Source organism: Cohnella zeiphila (assembly GCF_014212055.1).
GTDB lineage: Bacteria > Bacillota > Bacilli > Paenibacillales > Paenibacillaceae > Cohnella > Cohnella zeiphila.
Genome location: NZ_JACJVO010000046.1, coordinates 73,819 through 92,366, shown reverse-complemented (window position 1 = coordinate 92,366; position 18,548 = coordinate 73,819). Strand labels below are relative to the sequence as shown.

General features: G+C 59.3%; 14 protein-coding genes. 12 read left to right on the top strand and 2 right to left on the bottom strand.

The window, feature by feature from the left end; genetic code table 11:
- The first annotated feature begins 7 nt into the window (after window positions 1-7).
- The 8 genes from H7C18_RS30850 (at window position 8) to H7C18_RS30815 (ending at window position 14,139) form a co-directional block, all read left to right on the top strand.
- Window positions 8-1,090, top strand: coding sequence for a Gfo/Idh/MocA family protein (locus H7C18_RS30850; RefSeq protein WP_185132975.1), 1,083 nt, complete (start codon window positions 8-10; stop codon window positions 1,088-1,090).
- A 3-nt stretch (window positions 1,091-1,093) separates the two neighbouring features.
- On the top strand, window positions 1,094-2,902 hold the full coding sequence (locus tag H7C18_RS30845) for a cache domain-containing sensor histidine kinase (RefSeq protein WP_185132974.1): 1,809 nt from the start codon (window positions 1,094-1,096) through the stop codon (window positions 2,900-2,902).
- A gap of 16 nt (window positions 2,903-2,918) precedes the next feature.
- Window positions 2,919-4,001 (top strand): response regulator, encoded by a 1,083-nt coding sequence (locus tag H7C18_RS30840; RefSeq protein ID WP_185132973.1) that lies wholly within the window; start codon window positions 2,919-2,921, stop codon window positions 3,999-4,001.
- The gene (locus H7C18_RS30835; protein WP_185132972.1) at window positions 3,994-6,468 is read left to right on the top strand and encodes a GH116 family glycosyl hydrolase; all 2,475 of its coding nucleotides are present in this window, start codon (window positions 3,994-3,996) and stop codon (window positions 6,466-6,468) included. The genes H7C18_RS30840 and H7C18_RS30835 overlap by 8 nt, the downstream gene beginning before the upstream one ends.
- Window positions 6,469-6,510: 42 nt before the next feature.
- Window positions 6,511-7,098 (top strand): TetR/AcrR family transcriptional regulator, encoded by a 588-nt coding sequence (locus H7C18_RS30830; RefSeq protein WP_185132971.1) that lies wholly within the window; start codon window positions 6,511-6,513, stop codon window positions 7,096-7,098.
- Between the two features lie 66 nt (window positions 7,099-7,164).
- Window positions 7,165-8,043, top strand: a complete 879-nt coding sequence (locus H7C18_RS30825) for a haloalkane dehalogenase (RefSeq protein ID WP_185132970.1) — start codon at window positions 7,165-7,167, stop codon at window positions 8,041-8,043.
- A gap of 280 nt (window positions 8,044-8,323) precedes the next feature.
- Window positions 8,324-13,045, top strand: a complete 4,722-nt coding sequence (locus tag H7C18_RS30820; RefSeq protein WP_238358088.1) for a X2-like carbohydrate binding domain-containing protein — start codon at window positions 8,324-8,326, stop codon at window positions 13,043-13,045.
- A 146-nt stretch (window positions 13,046-13,191) separates the two neighbouring features.
- On the top strand, window positions 13,192-14,139 hold the full coding sequence (locus tag H7C18_RS30815; RefSeq protein WP_185132968.1) for a glycoside hydrolase family 43 protein: 948 nt from the start codon (window positions 13,192-13,194) through the stop codon (window positions 14,137-14,139).
- Window positions 14,140-14,192: 53 nt separating this feature from the next.
- Here H7C18_RS30815 and H7C18_RS30810 read toward each other — a convergent pair whose 3' ends face one another.
- On the bottom strand, window positions 14,193-15,092 hold the full coding sequence (locus tag H7C18_RS30810; protein WP_185132967.1) for a LysR family transcriptional regulator: 900 nt from the start codon (window positions 15,090-15,092) through the stop codon (window positions 14,193-14,195).
- Window positions 15,093-15,223: 131 nt separating this feature from the next.
- On the opposite strand from H7C18_RS30810, the gene H7C18_RS30805 reads away from it, so the two are divergent.
- The 4 genes from H7C18_RS30805 (at window position 15,224) to H7C18_RS30790 (ending at window position 17,355) form a co-directional block, all read left to right on the top strand.
- A complete protein-coding gene (locus H7C18_RS30805; protein ID WP_185132966.1) occupies window positions 15,224-15,895 on the top strand; it encodes an O-methyltransferase in 672 nt (223 codons plus the stop codon).
- A gap of 267 nt (window positions 15,896-16,162) precedes the next feature.
- A complete protein-coding gene (locus H7C18_RS30800) occupies window positions 16,163-16,441 on the top strand; it encodes a hypothetical protein (RefSeq protein ID WP_185132965.1) in 279 nt (92 codons plus the stop codon).
- 232 nt (window positions 16,442-16,673) lie between these two features.
- On the top strand, window positions 16,674-16,961 hold the full coding sequence (locus tag H7C18_RS30795) for a hypothetical protein (protein ID WP_185132964.1): 288 nt from the start codon (window positions 16,674-16,676) through the stop codon (window positions 16,959-16,961).
- Window positions 16,962-17,094: 133 nt separating this feature from the next.
- Window positions 17,095-17,355 carry a YkgJ family cysteine cluster protein gene (locus H7C18_RS30790; protein ID WP_185132963.1) on the top strand — a complete coding sequence of 87 codons (261 nt, stop codon included), beginning with the start codon at window positions 17,095-17,097 and terminating at the stop codon, window positions 17,353-17,355.
- Between the two features lie 59 nt (window positions 17,356-17,414).
- On the opposite strand, the gene H7C18_RS30785 is transcribed toward H7C18_RS30790, so the two are convergent.
- A complete protein-coding gene (locus H7C18_RS30785; protein WP_185132962.1) occupies window positions 17,415-18,527 on the bottom strand; it encodes an endospore germination permease in 1,113 nt (370 codons plus the stop codon).
- Window positions 18,528-18,548 lie beyond the last annotated feature (21 nt).

Here is an 18,548-nt window from a genome sequence, read left to right as displayed (position 1 = left end):
GTCGGATATGGAACGCAGGATTTTAAACGTAGGCTTGATCGGTCTTGGGGAAGTCGCCCAGATCATTCACTTGCCGGTACTGCAATCGCTTCCCGAATATTATCGCATCACGGCCCTCTGCGACATCTCTTCCCGGCTGGTCGAACACCTCGGGCAGCAATACGGAGTCGAAGAGCGTTATACGAATGCGGCCGACCTGGTAAGGCAAGAGGATATCGACATCGTATTCGTCTTGAACAGCGACGAATATCACGCCGAATGCGCGATCGAGGCCATTCGCCGGCGCAAGCATGTGTTCATGGAAAAGCCGATGTGTCTCACCTTTGAGGAGGCGGATGCCATTATCGCGGAGCGGGACCGGTACGGCGTCACCGTGATGGTCGGCTATATGCGGCGCTATGCCGCCTCGTTCGTGGAAGCGGTCAAGGAGATCGGAGGCTTGGACCGGATCGCTTACGCCCGGGTCCGGGACATTATCGGGCCGAACCACTTCTTCATCCGTCCGACCAGCCGGACGGTATCGTTCGACGATATTCCGGAGGCGGCCAAAGCCGACCGGAAGGAGCGGGCGGAACGGTTGGGCTTCGCGGCGACGGGGCTTGCGCCGGATTCGCCGTTGTTCGGCGTCTACCGGTTCCTGACCGGCTTGGGCAGCCACGACCTGTCGGCGATGCGGGAAGCGCTCGGCATGCCTGCCGGAGTCTTGGGAGCGAAATTCTCGCAGCAGCAAGGAAGCGTATTCTTGACCGTTCTATTCGACTACGGGACGTTCACGGTTACGTACGAGACCGGGATGGATCAGCAGGGAAGATTCGATGCGCATATCGAGGTGTATGCCAGCCATAAATCCGTGAAAGTTCAGTACGATACGCCTTATATCCGCCATTTGCCGACCAAATGGTACGTAAACGAGACGTCCGGCGAGAATTACAAGGAATCCGTCATGAGGCCGACGCTGACGGACCCTTACACGCTGGAGCTCAAGACGCTGCATGAGATCATCGCGGAGAAGCGGACGCCGAAGACGACGCCGGAGGATTACAAGAACGATCTGATCGTGTTCAAGATGATTATGGATAAGCTGCAGTAAGCGATGCCGAACCGTCTGCGCCTGAAGCTGCTCTCCGCCTGCCAATCGCTCATCGAGTCGTTCTCGGGAAGCATCAAGAAGAAGATGTTCCTGATGATGGTGCTGCTGACCTGCTTGCCGCTGATCGTGCTCACCTTGGTCGCCATTCATAACGCCCAGAACCAGCTGGAGGCCGAGATTACCGAATCGAATCTGTCCAAGATCGAGTGGTCCGGGGAATATCTCGACGATCAGCTCCGGGTCGTGGACCAGATTCTGTTCGCTCTGATGAACGATCAAGTCGTCTCGCAATATATGGAATCGGAGCAGCGATCCGACGATCCCGTCGACTTCCCGACGCAGAACGCTCTGTTCGAGAAGTTGTCCGCGCAATACGTCGCCAATCTGAACAGCTTCGACGAACTGATGCTGTTCAAGAAGGATGCGGACAGGGTGTTCTCGGTTCGAAACGGCGAGGAGCGCATTCTTCAGGGGCAGGATACGAACGTTCCCTGGCCGTCGCTTGGCGGCCGCAAGGCCGCTTATGCCTTTAACGCGGATCCGGAGCACTTTACGATGTACCGCCCGATCTACCGGTTCATCGACCGCAAGCTGATGGGGGGGATCGCCGTTCAAGTCAAGTGGAGCTTGTTCGATCCGATCTTCGAATCGCTGGAAAGCGGCGACAACAATGCGATGCTGGTCATCGACAAGACCGGACAGCTCCGGTACGAACCGTTCGGAACGGAGGCCGAGACCGCGGCGATCCCTTCCGTATGGGAACACGTCAAAGCTCATCCGGACCGCCATTTTTACAAGAGCGATCATTATTACGTCTTCTATCAGTCTATCGCGGACGGCGCCATGACGCTGGTGAAGCTCATCCCGACCAGCGTCGTCTCGGACAGCAGCCGAAGTACGGTATCGTTCAGTATCGTTATCGTGTCCTGCTTGATCGGCGCCTCCGTCGCCGTGTCCATCCTGCTGGCGAATAAAGCGGCGGCTCCCATTCTGAAGCTGGTCCGGGCCATCTCCTGGACGGAAGAGACGAACAGCGACGTGTATATCGATCACAACCGGAGTGACGAGATCGGCTTGCTGGAGAAGAAGTACGCCCAGATCATTCAGTCGCGCTACCAGATCTACATCGAGAAAAGAACGGCTCAGTTGAAGGCGCTTCAGGCGCAGATCAATCCTCATTTCCTGCACAATACGCTCCAGTCGATCGGCGCGATGGCGGTCGTGAAGGATGTTCCGGATATCTATCACATCATTCAGGCGATCAGCGGCAACATTCGGTACACGATGCACCTCAGCAACAATCTGGTCGCGCTGCGGCAGGAGATCGACCATGTGCGCAACTACCTGCTGATCCAGAACTTCCGGTTCAAGGATAAAATCGCCATCGAGTGGGACCTGGACGCTTCCGCCGGCGAATGCCTGATTCCGCCGCTCACGCTGCAGCCGATCGTGGAAAATGCGTTCGAGCACGGCTTCCGGCGCAAAAAAGGCGATTGGATCGTCCGTATCCGGACGCGGCGCGATCTGGACGGACTGCGCATCGAGATCGAAGATAACGGCGTCGGGTTCTCGCAGCAAACGGAGCTGGAGCTGAAGCTGAGCTTGTCTCGCAACATCGAGGAGATCATCGAGAATCAGGAAAGCATGGCGCTCAGCAACATTCAGGCACGCATCAAGACGCAATTCGGACAGGAGTACGGCTTGGACATTCAGGGCGCGCCGGATGCCGGCGCTCTCGTGATCGTGACATTGCCCAATCTTTCGGCGCAAGGAGGCGAGTCTCATCGCGAATCTGATGATCGTGGAGGATGAGCCGTGGACGAGGGAATTGATCAAGCAATTGGTCCGCCAAACCGGCCTTGGCATCGAAGTGGAAGGGGAAGCGGACAACGGCGAAGACGGCTGCCGGATTCTTCAGGACCTGAAGCCGGACATCCTCATCCTGGATATGCAGATGCCGCTGCTGGACGGCGTGGAATTGCTTCGCTTCCTGAAGGAGGCGCAGCCGAATATTCAAGTGATCGTCCTGAGCGGTCATGACGATTTCAAGTACATGCATCAAGCGGTGCGGTCCGGCGTCGTCGAATATTTGCTGAAGCCGGTCGATCCCGAACAGCTGAAGCAGGCGCTGCAGCTGTGCCTGGCCGGTCTCGAGCATCATCGCCGCCAAATCTCGGCCGCCCTGGTGACGCTGCCGCCCGAGATGCTGGCCGCGGTGAACGACAGCAAGCGGAATGTCGCGACGCATTTGAACGAGCTTTCCGCTGCTGCGACAGAAGAAGCGTTGACCGACTGCATCCGATATTTGGACTCCCATTTTCCGTGCGATTCCGGTCAGTGGCTGCGGGTCTATCACGAGTTTCTGCTGACGCTCGAGCATTTTGCGGCGATGGAAGGCTTGGAGCTGAACGATCTGCTGCGGGAAAAGGATCTGCAGGCGCGAGCTCCGTCCCATCTGAATGCATCGAATGTGTCGGAAGTTCTGACGGCCATTTACCGGGAGGCGATGGACAGCATTCTGACGCGGCGAAGGGACCGGAAGAAGGTCAATCTGCAGCAGATCTTCGACTATATCCAGCATCACTATGCGGAAGGCATCTCCCTGGAATCCGTGGCGAACCGCTTCTATGTGAGCAAAGTCTATTTGAGCCAAACGTATAAGCGCCAGTTCGGAGAGAACGTCATGGAGCAAATCATTCGCCTGCGGATGGAAGCGGCCCGGTCGTGGGTCATGCAGGACGACGCTCAAATCAAACATATTGCGGGAAGGGTCGGCTATGAGGACGTCTCCTATTTTCATAAGCTTTTCAAAAAACACTACGGGATCTCGCCTGCGGAGATGAGACTGCAGGCCAAGGCCGCCGCCAAGGACCCGGACCCGGCTTGCAAAGGAGAGTGCCGAGTTGAATAGAGTCACGTTCGGCGACGTTTACACGGGGAGCCGCAATTCGCATGTCGCGTTTCCGCTCGGCGGGATCGGGGCGGGCATGTTCTGCCTGGAGGGGACGGGAGCCATGTCCCACTTCTCCTTGCAGGGCGCGCCGGATCTGACCCATGAACCGCTGATGTTCTCCGCGCTCTGCGTGAAGAGCGCGGACGGCAACGTCGCCAGAGTGCTGGAAGGTCCGGTTCCGGACTGGAAAGTGTTCAGTCACCGGTCGGACCGCTTCGTCGGACCAGGCAACGGGCTATTCGGCAAGCATTACGGACTTCCGCGATTTCAAGAGTGCGTCTTCCATACCCGATTCCCCTTCGGGACGGTCGAGCTGCGCGACCCTCGCTTGCCGGTGAACGCATCCGTCACCGGCTGGAGCCCGTTCGTTCCGTTGGACGCCGATTCGTCGAGCCTGCCGGTCGCCGCGCTGGAATTTACGTTCGAGAATCTGACGGATCGCACGCTAGAGCTCGTGTATTCGTTCCACTCGGCAGCGTTTCTGGCGGCCGGCGGCGACGCGCCTCATCGGGCGTTTTGTTCGGGCTCCGGCAAAGGTTTCGTGCTGGAGCAGCCGCCGCCAGCCGAAACGCCATGGAGGCAAGGGGCGTTCAGCGCCTTCACGGATCATCCGGACGCGACGGTCGATTGCGCCTGGTTCAGAGGCGGGTGGTTCGATCCGATTACGATGATCTGGAAGGAGATCGCTGAGGGGCTCTGTCAAGAGAAGCTGCCCGTCGCAGAAGGGAAGCCGAGCCCGGGCGCGAGCCTGTTCGTGCCGCTGAAGCTTCAACCGCGGGCAAGGGAGACGGCCCGCCTTCTGTTGTCCTGGTACTTTCCGGAGACGAATCTGACCGTTGGAGTGCCCGCGGATCGGCAAAGCCATAACGGGAACGATGCCGATCGCGCGCCGGATTTCCATCGGCCGTGGTACGCGGGAAGGTTCGCGGATGTTACGGAAGTTTCCGCTTATTGGCTTCGCAACTATGCGAAGCTGCGAGAGGAGAGCCTCCGGTTCAGCGACAGCTTCTACGGCACTTCCATGCCGCCCGAAATCGTGCAAGCGGCGGCGGCGAACCTGTCCATTCTGAAGTCGCCGACCGTTCTGCGGCAGACGGACGGCCGTTTATGGGGGTGGGAAGGCTGCGAAGATACGCGGGGCAGCTGTCACGGCACCTGCACGCACGTCTGGAACTATGCCCAGTCGATCCCGCACTTGTTCCCGGAACTGGAGCGCGGCATTCGCGCCGCCGAATTCACGGAAGGCCAGGATGAACGCGGACACCAGAATTTCCGCGTGCCGCTGCCCATTCAGCCGGCGGACCACGACTTTCATGCCGCCAGCGACGGACAGCTGGGCGGCATCATGAAGGCGTACCGCGATTGGCGGATCGCCGGGGATACGGAGTGGCTGCGGGCGCTTTGGCCGAAGGTAAAGATCAGCCTGAACTACTGTATCGAGACCTGGGATGCCGAAGAGAGGGGCGTGCTCTCCGAACCGCATCACAACACGTACGATATCGAGTTTTGGGGCCCCGACGGGATGTGCTCGTCGATCTACTTAGGAGCGCTGAAGGCGGCTTCGCATATGGCGCAAGCGCTCGGCGAACCCGCCGGCCGGTACGAGACTTTGTACCGCAAAGGCAGGGACTATCTGGACGGCGAACTGTTCAACGGCGAGTATTACGAGCAGCGGATCGTGTGGGAGGGGCTGCGAACGCCTTCGCCGACGAGCGGTCAACAAGCATGGAACGTCGAATATTCGGCCGAAGCCCTGGAACTGCTGAGGACGGAGGGACCCAAATACCAGTACGGGACAGGATGCTTGTCGGACGGCGTCATCGGGGCGTGGCTTGGCGAGATGTGCGGGCTGGGCGATATCCTGGACCGCGACAAGGTGCGGAGTCACCTGCTCAGCGTGTACAAATACAACTTCAAACGCGATTTGTCCGAGCATGTCAATCCTCAGCGCCCCGGATTCGCGCTCGGCCGCGAAGGGGGTCTGCTGCTGTGCACGTGGCCGAAGGGCGGACAGCCGTCTTTGCCATTCGTATACAGCAACGAAGTTTGGACGGGAATCGAATACCAGGTCGCTTCCCATTTGCTGGCGCTTGGATGCGTGGAAGAAGGCTTGGAGATCGTCAGAACCTGCCGCAGCCGATATGACGGGCGGACGCGCAATCCGTTCAACGAGTACGAATGCGGTCATTGGTATGCGCGGGCGATGGCGTCCTACGGCCTTATCCAAGGGTGGAGCGGCATTCGTTACGATGCTTGCGAACGGACGCTGTGTCTCTCGCCGAACGTCCCCGGGGATTTCAGCAGCTTCCTGTGCACGGCGAGCGGTTACGGAATCGCCGGCGTGCGCGGCGGATTACCGTTCGTGGACGTCGTATCGGGGAAAATCGAGATCGAACATCTTGACGTCCGGAAGATGTTGGGTTAGAATCGGAATGTAAGTGAGCACTTGCATTCTGGGGAGAGAGCAATGGGAAGCCATCCAAGCACCAGCGACAAGCTGCTGAACGCGGCCATCGAACTCATGGCGGCCAAAGGCTACGACGGCACGACCACCAAGGAGATCGCCGTTGCCGCCGGAGTGAACGAAGTGACGCTTTTCCGGCATTTCGGAACGAAGCAGAAGCTGCTGGAGGCCGCCTTCCAACAATATCACTACGCCGAAGAGATGACGAAGCTGTTCCGGGAATCGCTGAGCGGGGAGCTGCATTCCGATCTTCTTCTGATCAGCCGGACCTACCACCGGATCATGAACCGGAACCGCAAGCTGTTCTTTATCGCGCACAAGGGCAGCAGCGTGCTTCCGGACGAAGTGTATCAAGAAGCGGCGCGTCATCCCCGTCATCTGAGGGACCTGTTGACCGGCTATTTCCGTACCATGGCGGAGCAGAAGAAGGTCGTTACGCCGAATCCCGAAATGACGGCCATGTCCTTCATGTGGATGAATTACGGCTCGTTCATGAGCGGCTTGAAGGCAGACGAGACGACTCCGGAACGAATGTTGAACGATTTTATCGAGGAAAGCGTCCGGTTGTTCGCTAGGGCCTTAACCCCCTAGCTTTTTTATAAAACAAATTGCAAGTAAGCACTTGCAAACATTTTAAGAGGAAAGGTGAGATCAAACATGTTTGAAAAAGGATTCGCTCACGAAAAGAAGCGTCAACGGGTGTTCGATGTGGAGATGGCATATGTGGAGGCGGGCAGCGGCGATCCGATCGTTTTCCTGCACGGGAATCCTTCCTCGTCCTATCTGTGGCGTCATCTTCTTCCTTATGCGCTGGATTACGGCCGCTGCATCGCTCCCGACCTGATCGGGATGGGAGATTCCGGCAAGCTACCGAACAGCGGTCCGGATTCGTACCGGTTCGTTGAGCACAGACGCTATCTGGATGCTCTGCTCGAGCAGCTTGGGGTTCGTCGGAATGTCATCCTGGTGGTTCACGATTGGGGGTCGGCCCTCGGCTTCGATTGGGCGATGCGCCATCCGGACGCGTTGAAAGGCATCGTCCACATGGAGGCGATTATCCGGGCCCGCGATTGGAGCGAGATGCCCGAGACGGGGCGCGCGATCTTCCAGAAGCTTCGGTCTCCGGCCGGCGAGCAGATGGTGCTGGAACAGAACTCTTTTATCGAAGTCAACCTGCCGCTGACCGTCTTGCGCAAGCGGACGGAGGAAGAGATGGCCGAATACCGCCGGCCGTTCCTGGAGCCGGGCGAGAATCGCCGGCCGATGCTCTCCTGGGCGCGGCAGCTTCCGATCGGCGGGGAACCGGCCGACGTGTGCGAGATCGTCGACGCTTACGGGAAGTGGCTCGCGCAAAGTCCCGTCCCGAAGCTGTTCGTCCGAAGCGACCCCGGCTTGCTGCCGCCATCGCATCTCGATTTTGTCCGTACCTGGCCGGCGCAGACCGAAGCGGTCGCCAAAGGACTTCACTATCCGCAGGAGGACTCCCCGGAAGAGGTTGGCCGAGCGCTCGCCGCTTGGCTGAGAGATTTGAGCTGAGATCAAGAGAGGAATTCCCCGAAAACGCCCCTGCAGGCCCGGAAACGGCCTGAGGGGCGCTTTTGTTCCGACGAAGCGGAAAGATGGCCGATGCCCCGCCAAATGTCCCTGCAGAATCGGGGAAGGTGTACGCCGGCCGGCGCAATTGTACCTACCGGAATTGGCGGTAAATGGCTATTATTTTGCCTGTGGCAAGCGCTTTCATAAACAGTGGAGGGGGTGCGGCGGAAGTTTCGATGGTCTCAAAAAAAAGATAAGGGAGATGACTGCAGTGAACCGGATGTTTCGCCGAACGGGAACGGGCTTGCTGCTCTCCGCTCTTCTGGCCGCCCAGTTCGTCTGGGTCGGCACGAGCGGCCAGGAAGCGAAGGCGGCCGATAACGGGCTCGCCCAGAAACCGTATATGGGGTGGAGCAGCTACAGCCTTCAAGTGTATAACCCGAACGGAATCGATTGGGTGACCGCCGACCGGGTGAAGGCTCAATCGGATGCGATGCACGAGAAGCTTCAATCGCACGGCTACGATTATATCAACATCGACGCGGGCTGGAGCGGAGGCTCCGACGAGTACGGACGGCCGGTGCCGAAGGCGACTCTGTACCCGAACGGGTTCCAGGAAGTGGTCGATTATGTTCATCATAACGGACAGAAGATCGGCCTCTACATGATTCCCGGAATGTCCAAGGACGTCTATGAGAAGAACCTGCCGATCAAAGGCACTCCTTATCACGCGCAGGATATCGTGGTCAAGCCGCTGACGACGGCGGATTACTGGAACATCGATTACAAGATCGACTTCTCCAAGCCCGGCGCCCAGGAATATGTCGATTCGATCGCGGAGCAATTGGGCGAATGGGGCGTCGACTTTATCAAGTTCGACAGCGTGACGCCGGGCTCCGGCCATAACGATGAGACCATCGACGCCCGCGACGATGTGAAGGCCTGGTCGACGGCGCTCGGCAAGTACCGCATCTGGTTCGAGCTGAGCTGGGCGCTCGACCACAATTACGTCGACTACTGGAAAAAGTACGCCAACGGCTGGCGCGTCGACTGGGACGTGGAAGCCTACAACCCGGATGTCGGGATGACGCAATGGGGCAACATCGCCCGGCTGTTCCCGGATGCTGCGTTCTGGTGGCGCGACGCCGGGCCCGGAGGATGGAACGACTTCGATTCGCTGGATATCGGCAACGGAGCGACGTCCGGTCTGACGAAGGACGAGCGGCAGACGGCGATGACGCTGTGGGCGGCTTCGTCGGCGCAGTTGTATACCGGCGACGATATCGCCAATCTGGACGATTACGGGCTCAGCCTGCTGACCAACGACGAAGTGATCGCCGTCAATCAGGCCGGACACCCGATTCACCCGGTATCGACGGCCTCGGATCAGCAGGTATGGTACGCCAACAACGGCGATGGCACCTATACGGTAGCCTTGTTCAACCTCGGCAGCAAGGGCGCGTCGTTCGGCGTCAATTGGAACGACATCGGCTTAAGCGGCGCCGCCTCCGTCCGCGACTTGTGGAGCCATCAAGAGCTGGGCAGCTTCGACGCCGGCTACGGTCCGGTAACCTTGGAGCCGCACGCGTCCCGCCTGTTCAAGGTCACCGCGCTCAGCGGCGCCTCTACCGTAAACGATGACGATAATTACATGAAGTACTCGGGAGATTGGACGCGCAACGGCGGCAATGAACTCGAGAGCGACGCCCAGGATCTGTCGGTCATCGTGACGGATTCGTCGGCTTCGGGAGCCGGCCGACAGAACGGCGATGCAGGCAGCGACGGCCATGCTTCCGACGCGAGCGGCGATACGCCGCCGGATCCGGGCGAAGGGGCTGATTCCGCCCCCGTGTCTCATACGGTTCTCCTGAACGATACCGATCCGGCGATTCAGTACGCCAACCGATGGGGCTACAGCGGCGACCGGTCCTTCGGAGATTACGGAGGCGACGTCCATTATGGGGAGCCGGACGACGCCAGCGGAACGCAGCCGGAGATGACGTACGCCTTCGACGGGACCGGCATCGAAGTGCGGGCCGAGACGAGCGACAGCAGCGGCAAGCTGGACGTCTATGTGGACGGCGAGTTCAAGGAGACGGTCGATACCTACAGCGTGTCCCAGACGGGCCAAATCCCCGTTTACGGCATAGCGGGGTTGGAGCAGGGGCCCCATACGCTGCGGATCGTAAGGAATCCGGACGGCGGACATTATTTCCTGCTCGACGCCCTAAAGGTGACGGCGGATTCGCTGCTCGGCACTCCTTCGGCCGGCAGCTTCAACCAGGACCAGCCGGCCGACATCACGGTGGCGCTGCCGTTCGGCGCAAGCTCGCTCGCCGGTATCCGGAACGGCGATTCGTCGCTGCAGAGCGGCACCGATTATACGGTGGACGCGAATGTCGCGACGATCAAGTCGGCCTACTTGCAGCAGCAGCCTTCCGGCGATTCGGTCGCGCTCGCCTTTGAATTCGCCGGCGGCGATACGCAGCTTCTGCCCATCGCCATGGAAGGCACGTCGATCAGCCCGACGTCGGCGAGCTTCGACAAGCGGCCGACCGCGCAAGCGGACGTCGCGGTGTCGCTGACGCTGCCGGATGGCAATAGCTTGACCGGCATCCGGAACGGCGACGCGTCCCTGACGGAAGGGGAGGACTACGCGGCGGACGGGAATACCGTCCGCATTCTGAAGTCGTATCTGTCTTCGCTGCCGGTTGGAAACGCGAGCTTGACGTTCGAGTTCTCCCGGAGCGGACCGCGGACGCTGGCCGTCGCGGTGAGCAATTCGGCTTCGCCGGGCCGGTACGAGTTCGTGAACAACAACGACCCGAAGATCAAGTACTCCGGCGGCTGGAACGGCAGCGGCGGCCGAGGCCTGGGCGATTACGGGGACGACGTCGATTGGACGGAGACGAACGACGCGTTCTTCGAGTACACGTTCCAGGGAACGGGCATCGACTACATCACGGAGGTGGACCAAGGCCAGGGCGACGTGGAAATTTTCCTCGACGGCGTCAGCCAAGGGACGTTCAGCACCTACGAAGCGAACGCCCATAACAAGCCGCAGATGACCATCTATTCCGTCAGCGGGCTGGCAAGCGGCTTGCATACGCTGAAGGCGGTCAAGAAGACGGGGCAGTTCATGCTGCTCGACGCGCTGCGCGTGCAGCTCCCGGATCTGATCGACGTCTCGTTAACGGACTTCGATAAGGCGCCGGCCGCGCAGGCGGATGTGATCGTCAACGTGCTTGCGGGAACCGACGGCCTTACGGCCATCAAGAACGGGGCGCAGACGCTCGTTCAAGGCGCCGACTACACCGTCTCGGGCAATCAAGTGACGATCAAGAAGGAATATCTCGCTTCGCAGCCGGCCGGAACGACGAAGCTGACGTTCGCGTTCCGCGGCGATTACGGCGACGACGTGCATGCCGCGGCGGCCGACGGTTCCTCGTTCGAGTACACGTTCAAGGGAACCGGCGTCGAGCTGCTGTCGCCCGTCGGGCCGAAGCAAGGCGACATGGACATCTACATCGACGGCGAGCAAAAGGCAACGGTCAGCGCGAATGCCGCGAAACGCGGCGCGCAGGTAAATCTGTACCGCAGCGATTCGCTGCCGAGCGGCACGCATACGATCAAGGTCGTCAAATCTTCGGGCGATCTGATGCTGGTCGACGCGCTGCGATTCGACGTCTCTCCTTGGATCGCAACTCCGCCGGTGTCGCCTTCGGGCGAAGGAGGCGTCGCGACCGGAGCGGATTCGATCCCGGTCGTGCGCACGACGCTGCCGGACGGAACGAGCAAGGATGAAGCGAAGCTGACTGCCGATCAAGCAAAAACGTGGATCGACCGGCAAAAAGCGGCCGGAGCAAGCGCATTGACAATCTCTTTCCCGACCGCGAACGGCGGGGCGTCGCTGACGAACGCGACGCTGGACCCGGAATCGGTCGCTCTGCTCGCGGATAGCGGACTGGACCTGGAGATCGACGCGGGGAGCGCGAAGATCCGCGTTCCGAACGCTTCCTTGCGGGGTTGGGATGACGAAGTGCATTTCAACTTGACGCCGGTCGGATCTGCGGACGAAAGCTCGCAGATCGAGACGCGCGCCAATGAGGAGACGGCCGTCATTGCCGCTTCCGGCGGCAAGGCGACGCTCGCCGGTCGTCCGGTCAAGATCGAGACGAACCTGGAGAACCGCGAGGTTATGCTCGTTCTTCCGCTGGACGATACGGATGCGCAAGCTTCCGGGTCCGGGCGGATCGGCGTTTATATCGAGCACGAGGACGGTACGAAGGAATTCAAGCCGGGCACCGAGGCGGCGTTCGATGAAGGCAAAGGGGTTCAGTTTACGACCTCCAAGTTCAGCACGTTCGCTCCGCTTCAGTTGGATGATGCGGCGTCTGCCTCCCGTTCCGCGTATATTCGCGGCTTCGCGGGAGATCTGTTCAAGCCGGATCAGGTCATCACCCGCGCCGAGATGGCGGCGATTCTGACCCGCGTCGCCGGCCGCCAAGCCGATGATGCCGGCAACAACCCTTCGTTCCGCGACGTCAAGCCGGGCTACTGGGGGGCGAATGCGATCGCTCAAGCGGCGGCGCTCGGACTGATGAACGGTTACGGGGACGGGACCTTCAAGCCGGAGCAGCCCGTGACCCGCGCCGAGATGGCGGCTCTCGCCTCGCGTCTCGCTCCAAGCGCGGCCGAAGCGGGAACCGGCTTTGCCGACACGATCGGCCACTGGGCGGAGCAGGCGATCAAGTCCGCGCAGGGAGCCGGCTACCTTCAGGGCTATGCCGACGGCACGTTCCGGCCGGAACGGGCACTGACTCGCGCCGAAGCGGTCGTCATCCTGAACCGGGCGCTCGGCCGGGTACCGCGAAGCGATGAGGCGCAATCGCCGTGGAAGGACGTGCCGAACGGCTACTGGGCGGCCCGCGACATCGCGGAAGCTTCGACCGATCGCGCCGCCGGTTCGGGCGCAGGCAGCGCAGGACAGCCGGCCGATTGAGACGAACGTCAAGAGGATTAGGAAGCAACCGGTCCTGCCGAATTCGGCGGACCGGTTGCTTTATGCTGTCCCTTTGTCATCGGTATCGCCGTTCAGTAAAATAAAGATAATGACGATAAATGGAAGGAACAAGGAGGAAGCAACGGATGAAATCATTTCGCAATCCGATCGTTGCAAGAGCGGCGGACCCTTGGGTGCTTCGGCATTCGGACGGCAATTATTACTTCATGTACACCCAAGGCGGGCGCCTCGAACTGACACAATCCGCGAGCCTGACCGGCATTGCGAGCGGCCGCAAGAAAACGGTGTGGGCTCCTCCGCCGGAAGGCCCCTACAGCTATCATTTATGGGCTCCGGAAATTCACCGGCTAAACGGCAAGTGGTATATCTACTATACCGCCAATGACGGCAGCGGCGGCGACGCGTCGCGGCGAATCTGCGTGCTGGAGAACGGAGAGTCGGATCCGCTCGAGGGAGACTGGGAATGGAAGGGAGCGCTTGCCACGCCTGTTCCCGGACTGGACGGAACGGTGATGCCGCTCGGGGACGATCTGTATTTCCTGTATGCGGGCTACGGCCATTTTCCCGATTACGGTTCGGCCTTGTATATCTCGCGAATGGATAATCCTTGGACGTTGAGAGGGGAGCATGTTCTTCTGTCGGCACCGGCGATGGAATGGGAAAAGCAGGGCGGTATGGCCATTAACGAAGGGCCGGTCGTGCTTCGGCGCAACGGCTTCGTGTTCCTCGTTTATTCGGCCAGCACGACCTGGTCGGAAGATTACGCTCTCGGCATGCTGACGATGAAGGAGAACGCCGATCCGATGGATCCGTCCGCGTGGACCAAATCGGCCGAACCCGTATTTCGCAAAAGCGCGGAGAACGGCGTCTACGCAACGGGACATAACAGCTTCACCCTGTCTCCGGACGGGAAGGAAGACTGGATCGTCTATCATGCGTTGCCGGCTCCGGGAACGGATACGGCCCATCGGTCGACGCGCATTCAGAGATTCGGATGGAAGGCGGACGGAACGCCTGATTTCGGCATTCCTCTGGGCGAAACTTGCGATATTCCCGTTCCGTCGGGGGAATAAGACAGGAAGATCCCCCCCGTCGCGGACGGCCGAGATCGGTCCGTGCCGGCTGCCTAGGTCGGGAGGCGGGGGGACTTCCGGATCGTGTCGATAAAATGCTGCGCCGCGGCGGACAAAGGTTCGTTTTTGCGCGTCCAGATCGCAATCGTATTTTCCAGATGAACGTCCTTTACATTCACCCGGCACAACTCTCCGCGTTCCACATGCTCTCTGACCGCCAGCGACGACACGAAGTTCGCGCCATACCCGGCGATGACGGCCCGGATCGCTTCGTGCAAGCCGTTGAACTGCAAGGCGATGCGAGGGGAGGGAGCGTTGTAGGTTCTGCACAGGGACAACAGCCGCGCTCTCGTCGAGCTTCCTTCCTCCCGCATGACGAAAGGCTCCCGCATCATATCCTCCAACTTAACCGTTCGGTTCGCATATCGATGGCCCGGCGCGACGACGAACCATAATTCGTCCCGGAACAGGTGCTCCGTGCCGATCGTGTCCGGATTGTCCTCCGGGAGGCCCCCGTAGATCGCTAGATCCGCCTCGCCCTGCTGCAGCTTGCCGAGCGCTTCGCTCGAGTTCGTCGTGATGATGTTCATCTCCACTTGCTCATATTGCCGCTTGAACATCGCGATCCATGCCGGCATCAGGAAATGCGCGGGCAAATAAGTCGCGGCGACGCGGATGCGCCCGTTCAAGCCCGAGGCGTAATCCCGGGCGTACTGTTCGATCTGCTGCTCGACGGCGAACAGCCGCTTGGCCAGCAGGGCCGCCGTCTCTCCCGCGTCCGTCAGCGCGACGCCTCTTCCTTGCGGTTTGAGCAGAACGAGGCCGAGCTCTTTTTCGAGTTTTTTGACCTGCGCCGTGATCGCGGGCTGGCTGATCTTCAGCGTCTCCGAAGCGCGCGTAACGCTTCCGGTCAGGGCGATCTCATGGAACAGCCGCAAGGCGTGAAGATTCATGGGGCATCTCCCGTCCCGTCTCAAATGATAAGTTTAGTGTATGAGTAATTGATAATTATATATTATACTTATGATTTTCATTGATTTAAACTGGGGTTGCAAACAAATGAATGCAAAGGAGACGGGATGGCATGAAGGATGCGAATACTTGGAAAAAGGTCGACGACTACATTGCGGAACGTCTTTTGCCGTACGATCCTGATCTGGAGAAGGTGTTGTCCGCGAACCGGGAGGCAGGGCTGCCCGAGATCGACGTGACGCCGACTCAAGGAAAGCTTCTTCACATCTGGGCGCGGATGCAGGGAGCCAAACGGATCCTGGAGATCGGCACGCTGGGCGGGTACAGCACGATTTGGCTGGCCAGAGCGCTTCCTGCGGACGGCAGCATCGTGACGCTGGAACTGGACCCGCTTCACGCCCGCGTCGCCCGCTCCAACTTCGCGCTGGCCGGCGTCGAGCGGCAGGTCGAGCTTCGAACCGGAGAAGCGTTGGCTCAATTGGCGCAGATGGATAAAGAAGGGACGGAACCGTTCGACCTGATCTTCATCGATGCGGATAAGCCGAACAATCCTTTCTATCTGCAATGGGCCCTTCGGTTCTCGCGGCCGGGAACGGTCATTGTCGGCGATAACGTCGTGCGGGACGGGGAGATTATTCGAGCGGACAGCGAGGATCCGCGAGTCATCGGAGTCCGGTCCTTCTTCGATCTCCTCTCCCGGGAACCCCAAGTGACGGCTACGGCAATCCAGACGGTCGGCAGCAAAGGATACGACGGCTTTGCCATCGGAATCGTGCATGATTAGAATCATGAGATCCAGGAAATATCGAGGGAAAATTCGTATCGCCGGGGGATGGCGGCCGTTCCTTTCGCAGAGCGGAAACACGCCGATCCGGCGTGTTTTTTTTGCGCTGCCGAGATCGTGAACATTCTCTCATTTAAGGTTCCTTTAAGGTTCCCTTAAGCAAACGTTCAGAATCGCTGAGTAAGTTATGAACCTAAGAAGGGAGGGGGATGAACCGTCATTTCGGACGGTCGATTTATCACAAAGATTGAAGGAGGATTCAAACAAATGAAAAAAACTTATTCTTTGTTGCTTGTATTGGTGCTTGGTGCTGTGATGCTGGTAGCCGCCGGATGCTCTTCTTCCAGCAATAATGGGAATACACCTGCAAATTCGAGCACGGATAGCATAGAATCGCCTGCCTCGAGCGCAGACGCCTCGGTCGACTCCGGCGCGTCCGACGATACCGGAGCAGGCGCCGCTTCGGACGGAGCCGCATCCTCGGATGCAGGCGGCGCGGAAGCCAGCCCTTCGGCTGACGCGAGCGCCAGCGCGGTGAGCCCGTAAGCAGGCAAGCGCATGAAAGAACAAGGGGGCGCGCGTCCCCTTGTTCGGCAAGACCTCGCTCTAGAACCGTTCCCGTGCAACGGATCGCTCCAGATGATCCTTTATTTCCATCCTCTCGATTCCGGATTTTTCGCAAGATCCCCTGTTTCAAATTTGCCCGAACGGTTTAATTTATTGGTAAGCGCGTCAATTCTGCACCCCCTGACGGGGAAAACCAAAGGAGGACATTCGTATGCCCAAAGCGGTGGATGTCAACTTGGATGCGACGGAAATGGTGCTGCAGTTGGAGAAGGAGAAAGAACCCGTGACGATCCAGTACTCGAAGCTCGACCGGCTGGAGAAGGTCAAGGAACCGGTGAGAAAGCTGCTTCGGACGATTGAGGTGAAAGGCATCCGAGTCTCGGTCAAAGGAATGGATGAGCCGATCGTCATCACCGCCGACAAGCTGGGGGATTACGACAATATCGAAGATTACCTCATTAAAGTCGCCGAGAAGTACGACGTCGCAGTGGAAGCATAACCGCTAAGAAGCAGCGGAATAGAGAGTCCCTTCCTTGCTCCAGCGATCAAGGAAGGGGCTTTTTGCGTCCGAACGGTTCGTTCGTTGCTTTCGGGTACAGGGTCGGATATGCTAAGGCGGGAGGGATGATAGGATGGATTGCCGAATCGGTTGCGCCGCTTGCTGCATTGCCGTTTCCATATCTTCTCCGATCCCCGGCATGCCCGAAGGCAAGCCTGCCGGGATCCGCTGCATACAGTTAACCGAAGACAACCGGTGCCGCCTGTTCGGACAAGCCGAGCGGCCCGCCATTTGCGTCAGCCTGCGCCCGTCCGAGGAGATGTGCGGACCGACCGACGCGGACGCTTACCGATACCTGGAAGCGCTCGAACGGCTGACGAAGCCGGGGGAATAGCCGCCGGCCGAAGATCCCTCCGGGTGAATTCGCGCGAGGATCGGGTCGGGACCTATCCCTTATGTTTTCCTGCCGGTCTCATAGCTCCGATCTTTTTTCCATCTGCCGACGATCCACAGCAAGAGCGGGAAAAGGAAACCGAGCGTCAGGATATAAGGAGGAAACACGGTGGAGTCCCATCTCTGCCAATAGACGACGTCGGGATAGACGACGAGCGAGAACACGACCATGATCATTCCGCAGGGCAGCGTGATCGTCCGATAATTTTTCAATCTCAGGATCTCCGATAAGCTCGTTACCCAACTATAGTAATAAAACGTAGTCTTGATGTACGTCGTGACAAACCACAAGCCGGCCATGATCGCTTCGATCCGTTGAACGAAGTTGCCGATATTGATCTTTTTGACCAAGGCATAGCTCGGAAACATGCTCCTCGACGTAATATTCGGACCTAGAACCAAGACGCATAACAAGGTAATCAGAACCACGCACATCCCCCCGATCAGAGCGGCGGCGATCATGCCGGGCCAAGCCTTGTCAGGGCTCTTCACCCTGGGAAATACCGAGAACAAAAACACGATGGGCATATAAGCCGTCCCGGCGAACGAAATCCCTGCCCAAACGACAGGCTTCCAGCCGGACTCGAATACGGGAAGCATTCGGTCGACATGAATTTCCGGAGCCAGCGTCAGTACCAATACGCCAAACAGAATAACGAACCATGGAAGCATCAACTCCGAAGCCCGGGCGATCGTCTCCAGCCCCATTCGTACCCCCATGACGACCACGAGGGCGAACAGGGAGCAGGTGATCGCAAAAGGGGTGCGCGGCAGGAAGTGAAGTTGGAAGAAGTCCCCGACATAGAATAGAACGGTTGCCGTGCCGATAAAGGCACCGAACATATGAATGACGGCCAGCAGCGTTCCGAACCATTTGCCGAAAACGGCCTTGCAGATGCCGACAAAGGTTTTATCGGGAAACAGCCGCCATAACAAAGCGTACAATCCGACGACGATCACGCCGATCGCGACGCCCGCGATCGCCCCGATCCAGGCATCCTGGTTGGCGATCGCCGCCAGTCCCGCCGGAATGATCAAGACCGTGGTTCCGACCGTGTACAAGAACGCGAGCACCATCAATTGCCGGCTGTGTATTTTCCCGTTATCGTTCACCTTCCCGCCCCCTCATTCCCC

Bases quoted from the DNA above. Each gene is read 5' to 3' on its own strand.
- H7C18_RS30845 (WP_185132974.1), top strand. From the start codon at position 1,094: ATGCCGAACCGTCTGCGCCTGAAGCTGCTCTCCGCCTGCCAATCGCTC.
- H7C18_RS30820 (WP_238358088.1), top strand. From the start codon at position 8,324: ATGTTTCGCCGAACGGGAACGGGCTTGCTGCTCTCCGCTCTTCTGGCC.
- H7C18_RS30790 (WP_185132963.1), top strand. From the start codon at position 17,095: ATGGATTGCCGAATCGGTTGCGCCGCTTGCTGCATTGCCGTTTCCATA.
- H7C18_RS30830 (WP_185132971.1), top strand. From the start codon at position 6,511: ATGGGAAGCCATCCAAGCACCAGCGACAAGCTGCTGAACGCGGCCATC.
- H7C18_RS30810 (WP_185132967.1), bottom strand. From the start codon at position 15,092: ATGAATCTTCACGCCTTGCGGCTGTTCCATGAGATCGCCCTGACCGGA.
- H7C18_RS30815 (WP_185132968.1), top strand. From the start codon at position 13,192: ATGAAATCATTTCGCAATCCGATCGTTGCAAGAGCGGCGGACCCTTGG.
- H7C18_RS30800 (WP_185132965.1), top strand. From the start codon at position 16,163: ATGAAAAAAACTTATTCTTTGTTGCTTGTATTGGTGCTTGGTGCTGTG.
- H7C18_RS30805 (WP_185132966.1), top strand. From the start codon at position 15,224: ATGAAGGATGCGAATACTTGGAAAAAGGTCGACGACTACATTGCGGAA.
- H7C18_RS30825 (WP_185132970.1), top strand. From the start codon at position 7,165: ATGTTTGAAAAAGGATTCGCTCACGAAAAGAAGCGTCAACGGGTGTTC.
- H7C18_RS30850 (WP_185132975.1), top strand. From the start codon at position 8: ATGGAACGCAGGATTTTAAACGTAGGCTTGATCGGTCTTGGGGAAGTC.
- H7C18_RS30795 (WP_185132964.1), top strand. From the start codon at position 16,674: ATGCCCAAAGCGGTGGATGTCAACTTGGATGCGACGGAAATGGTGCTG.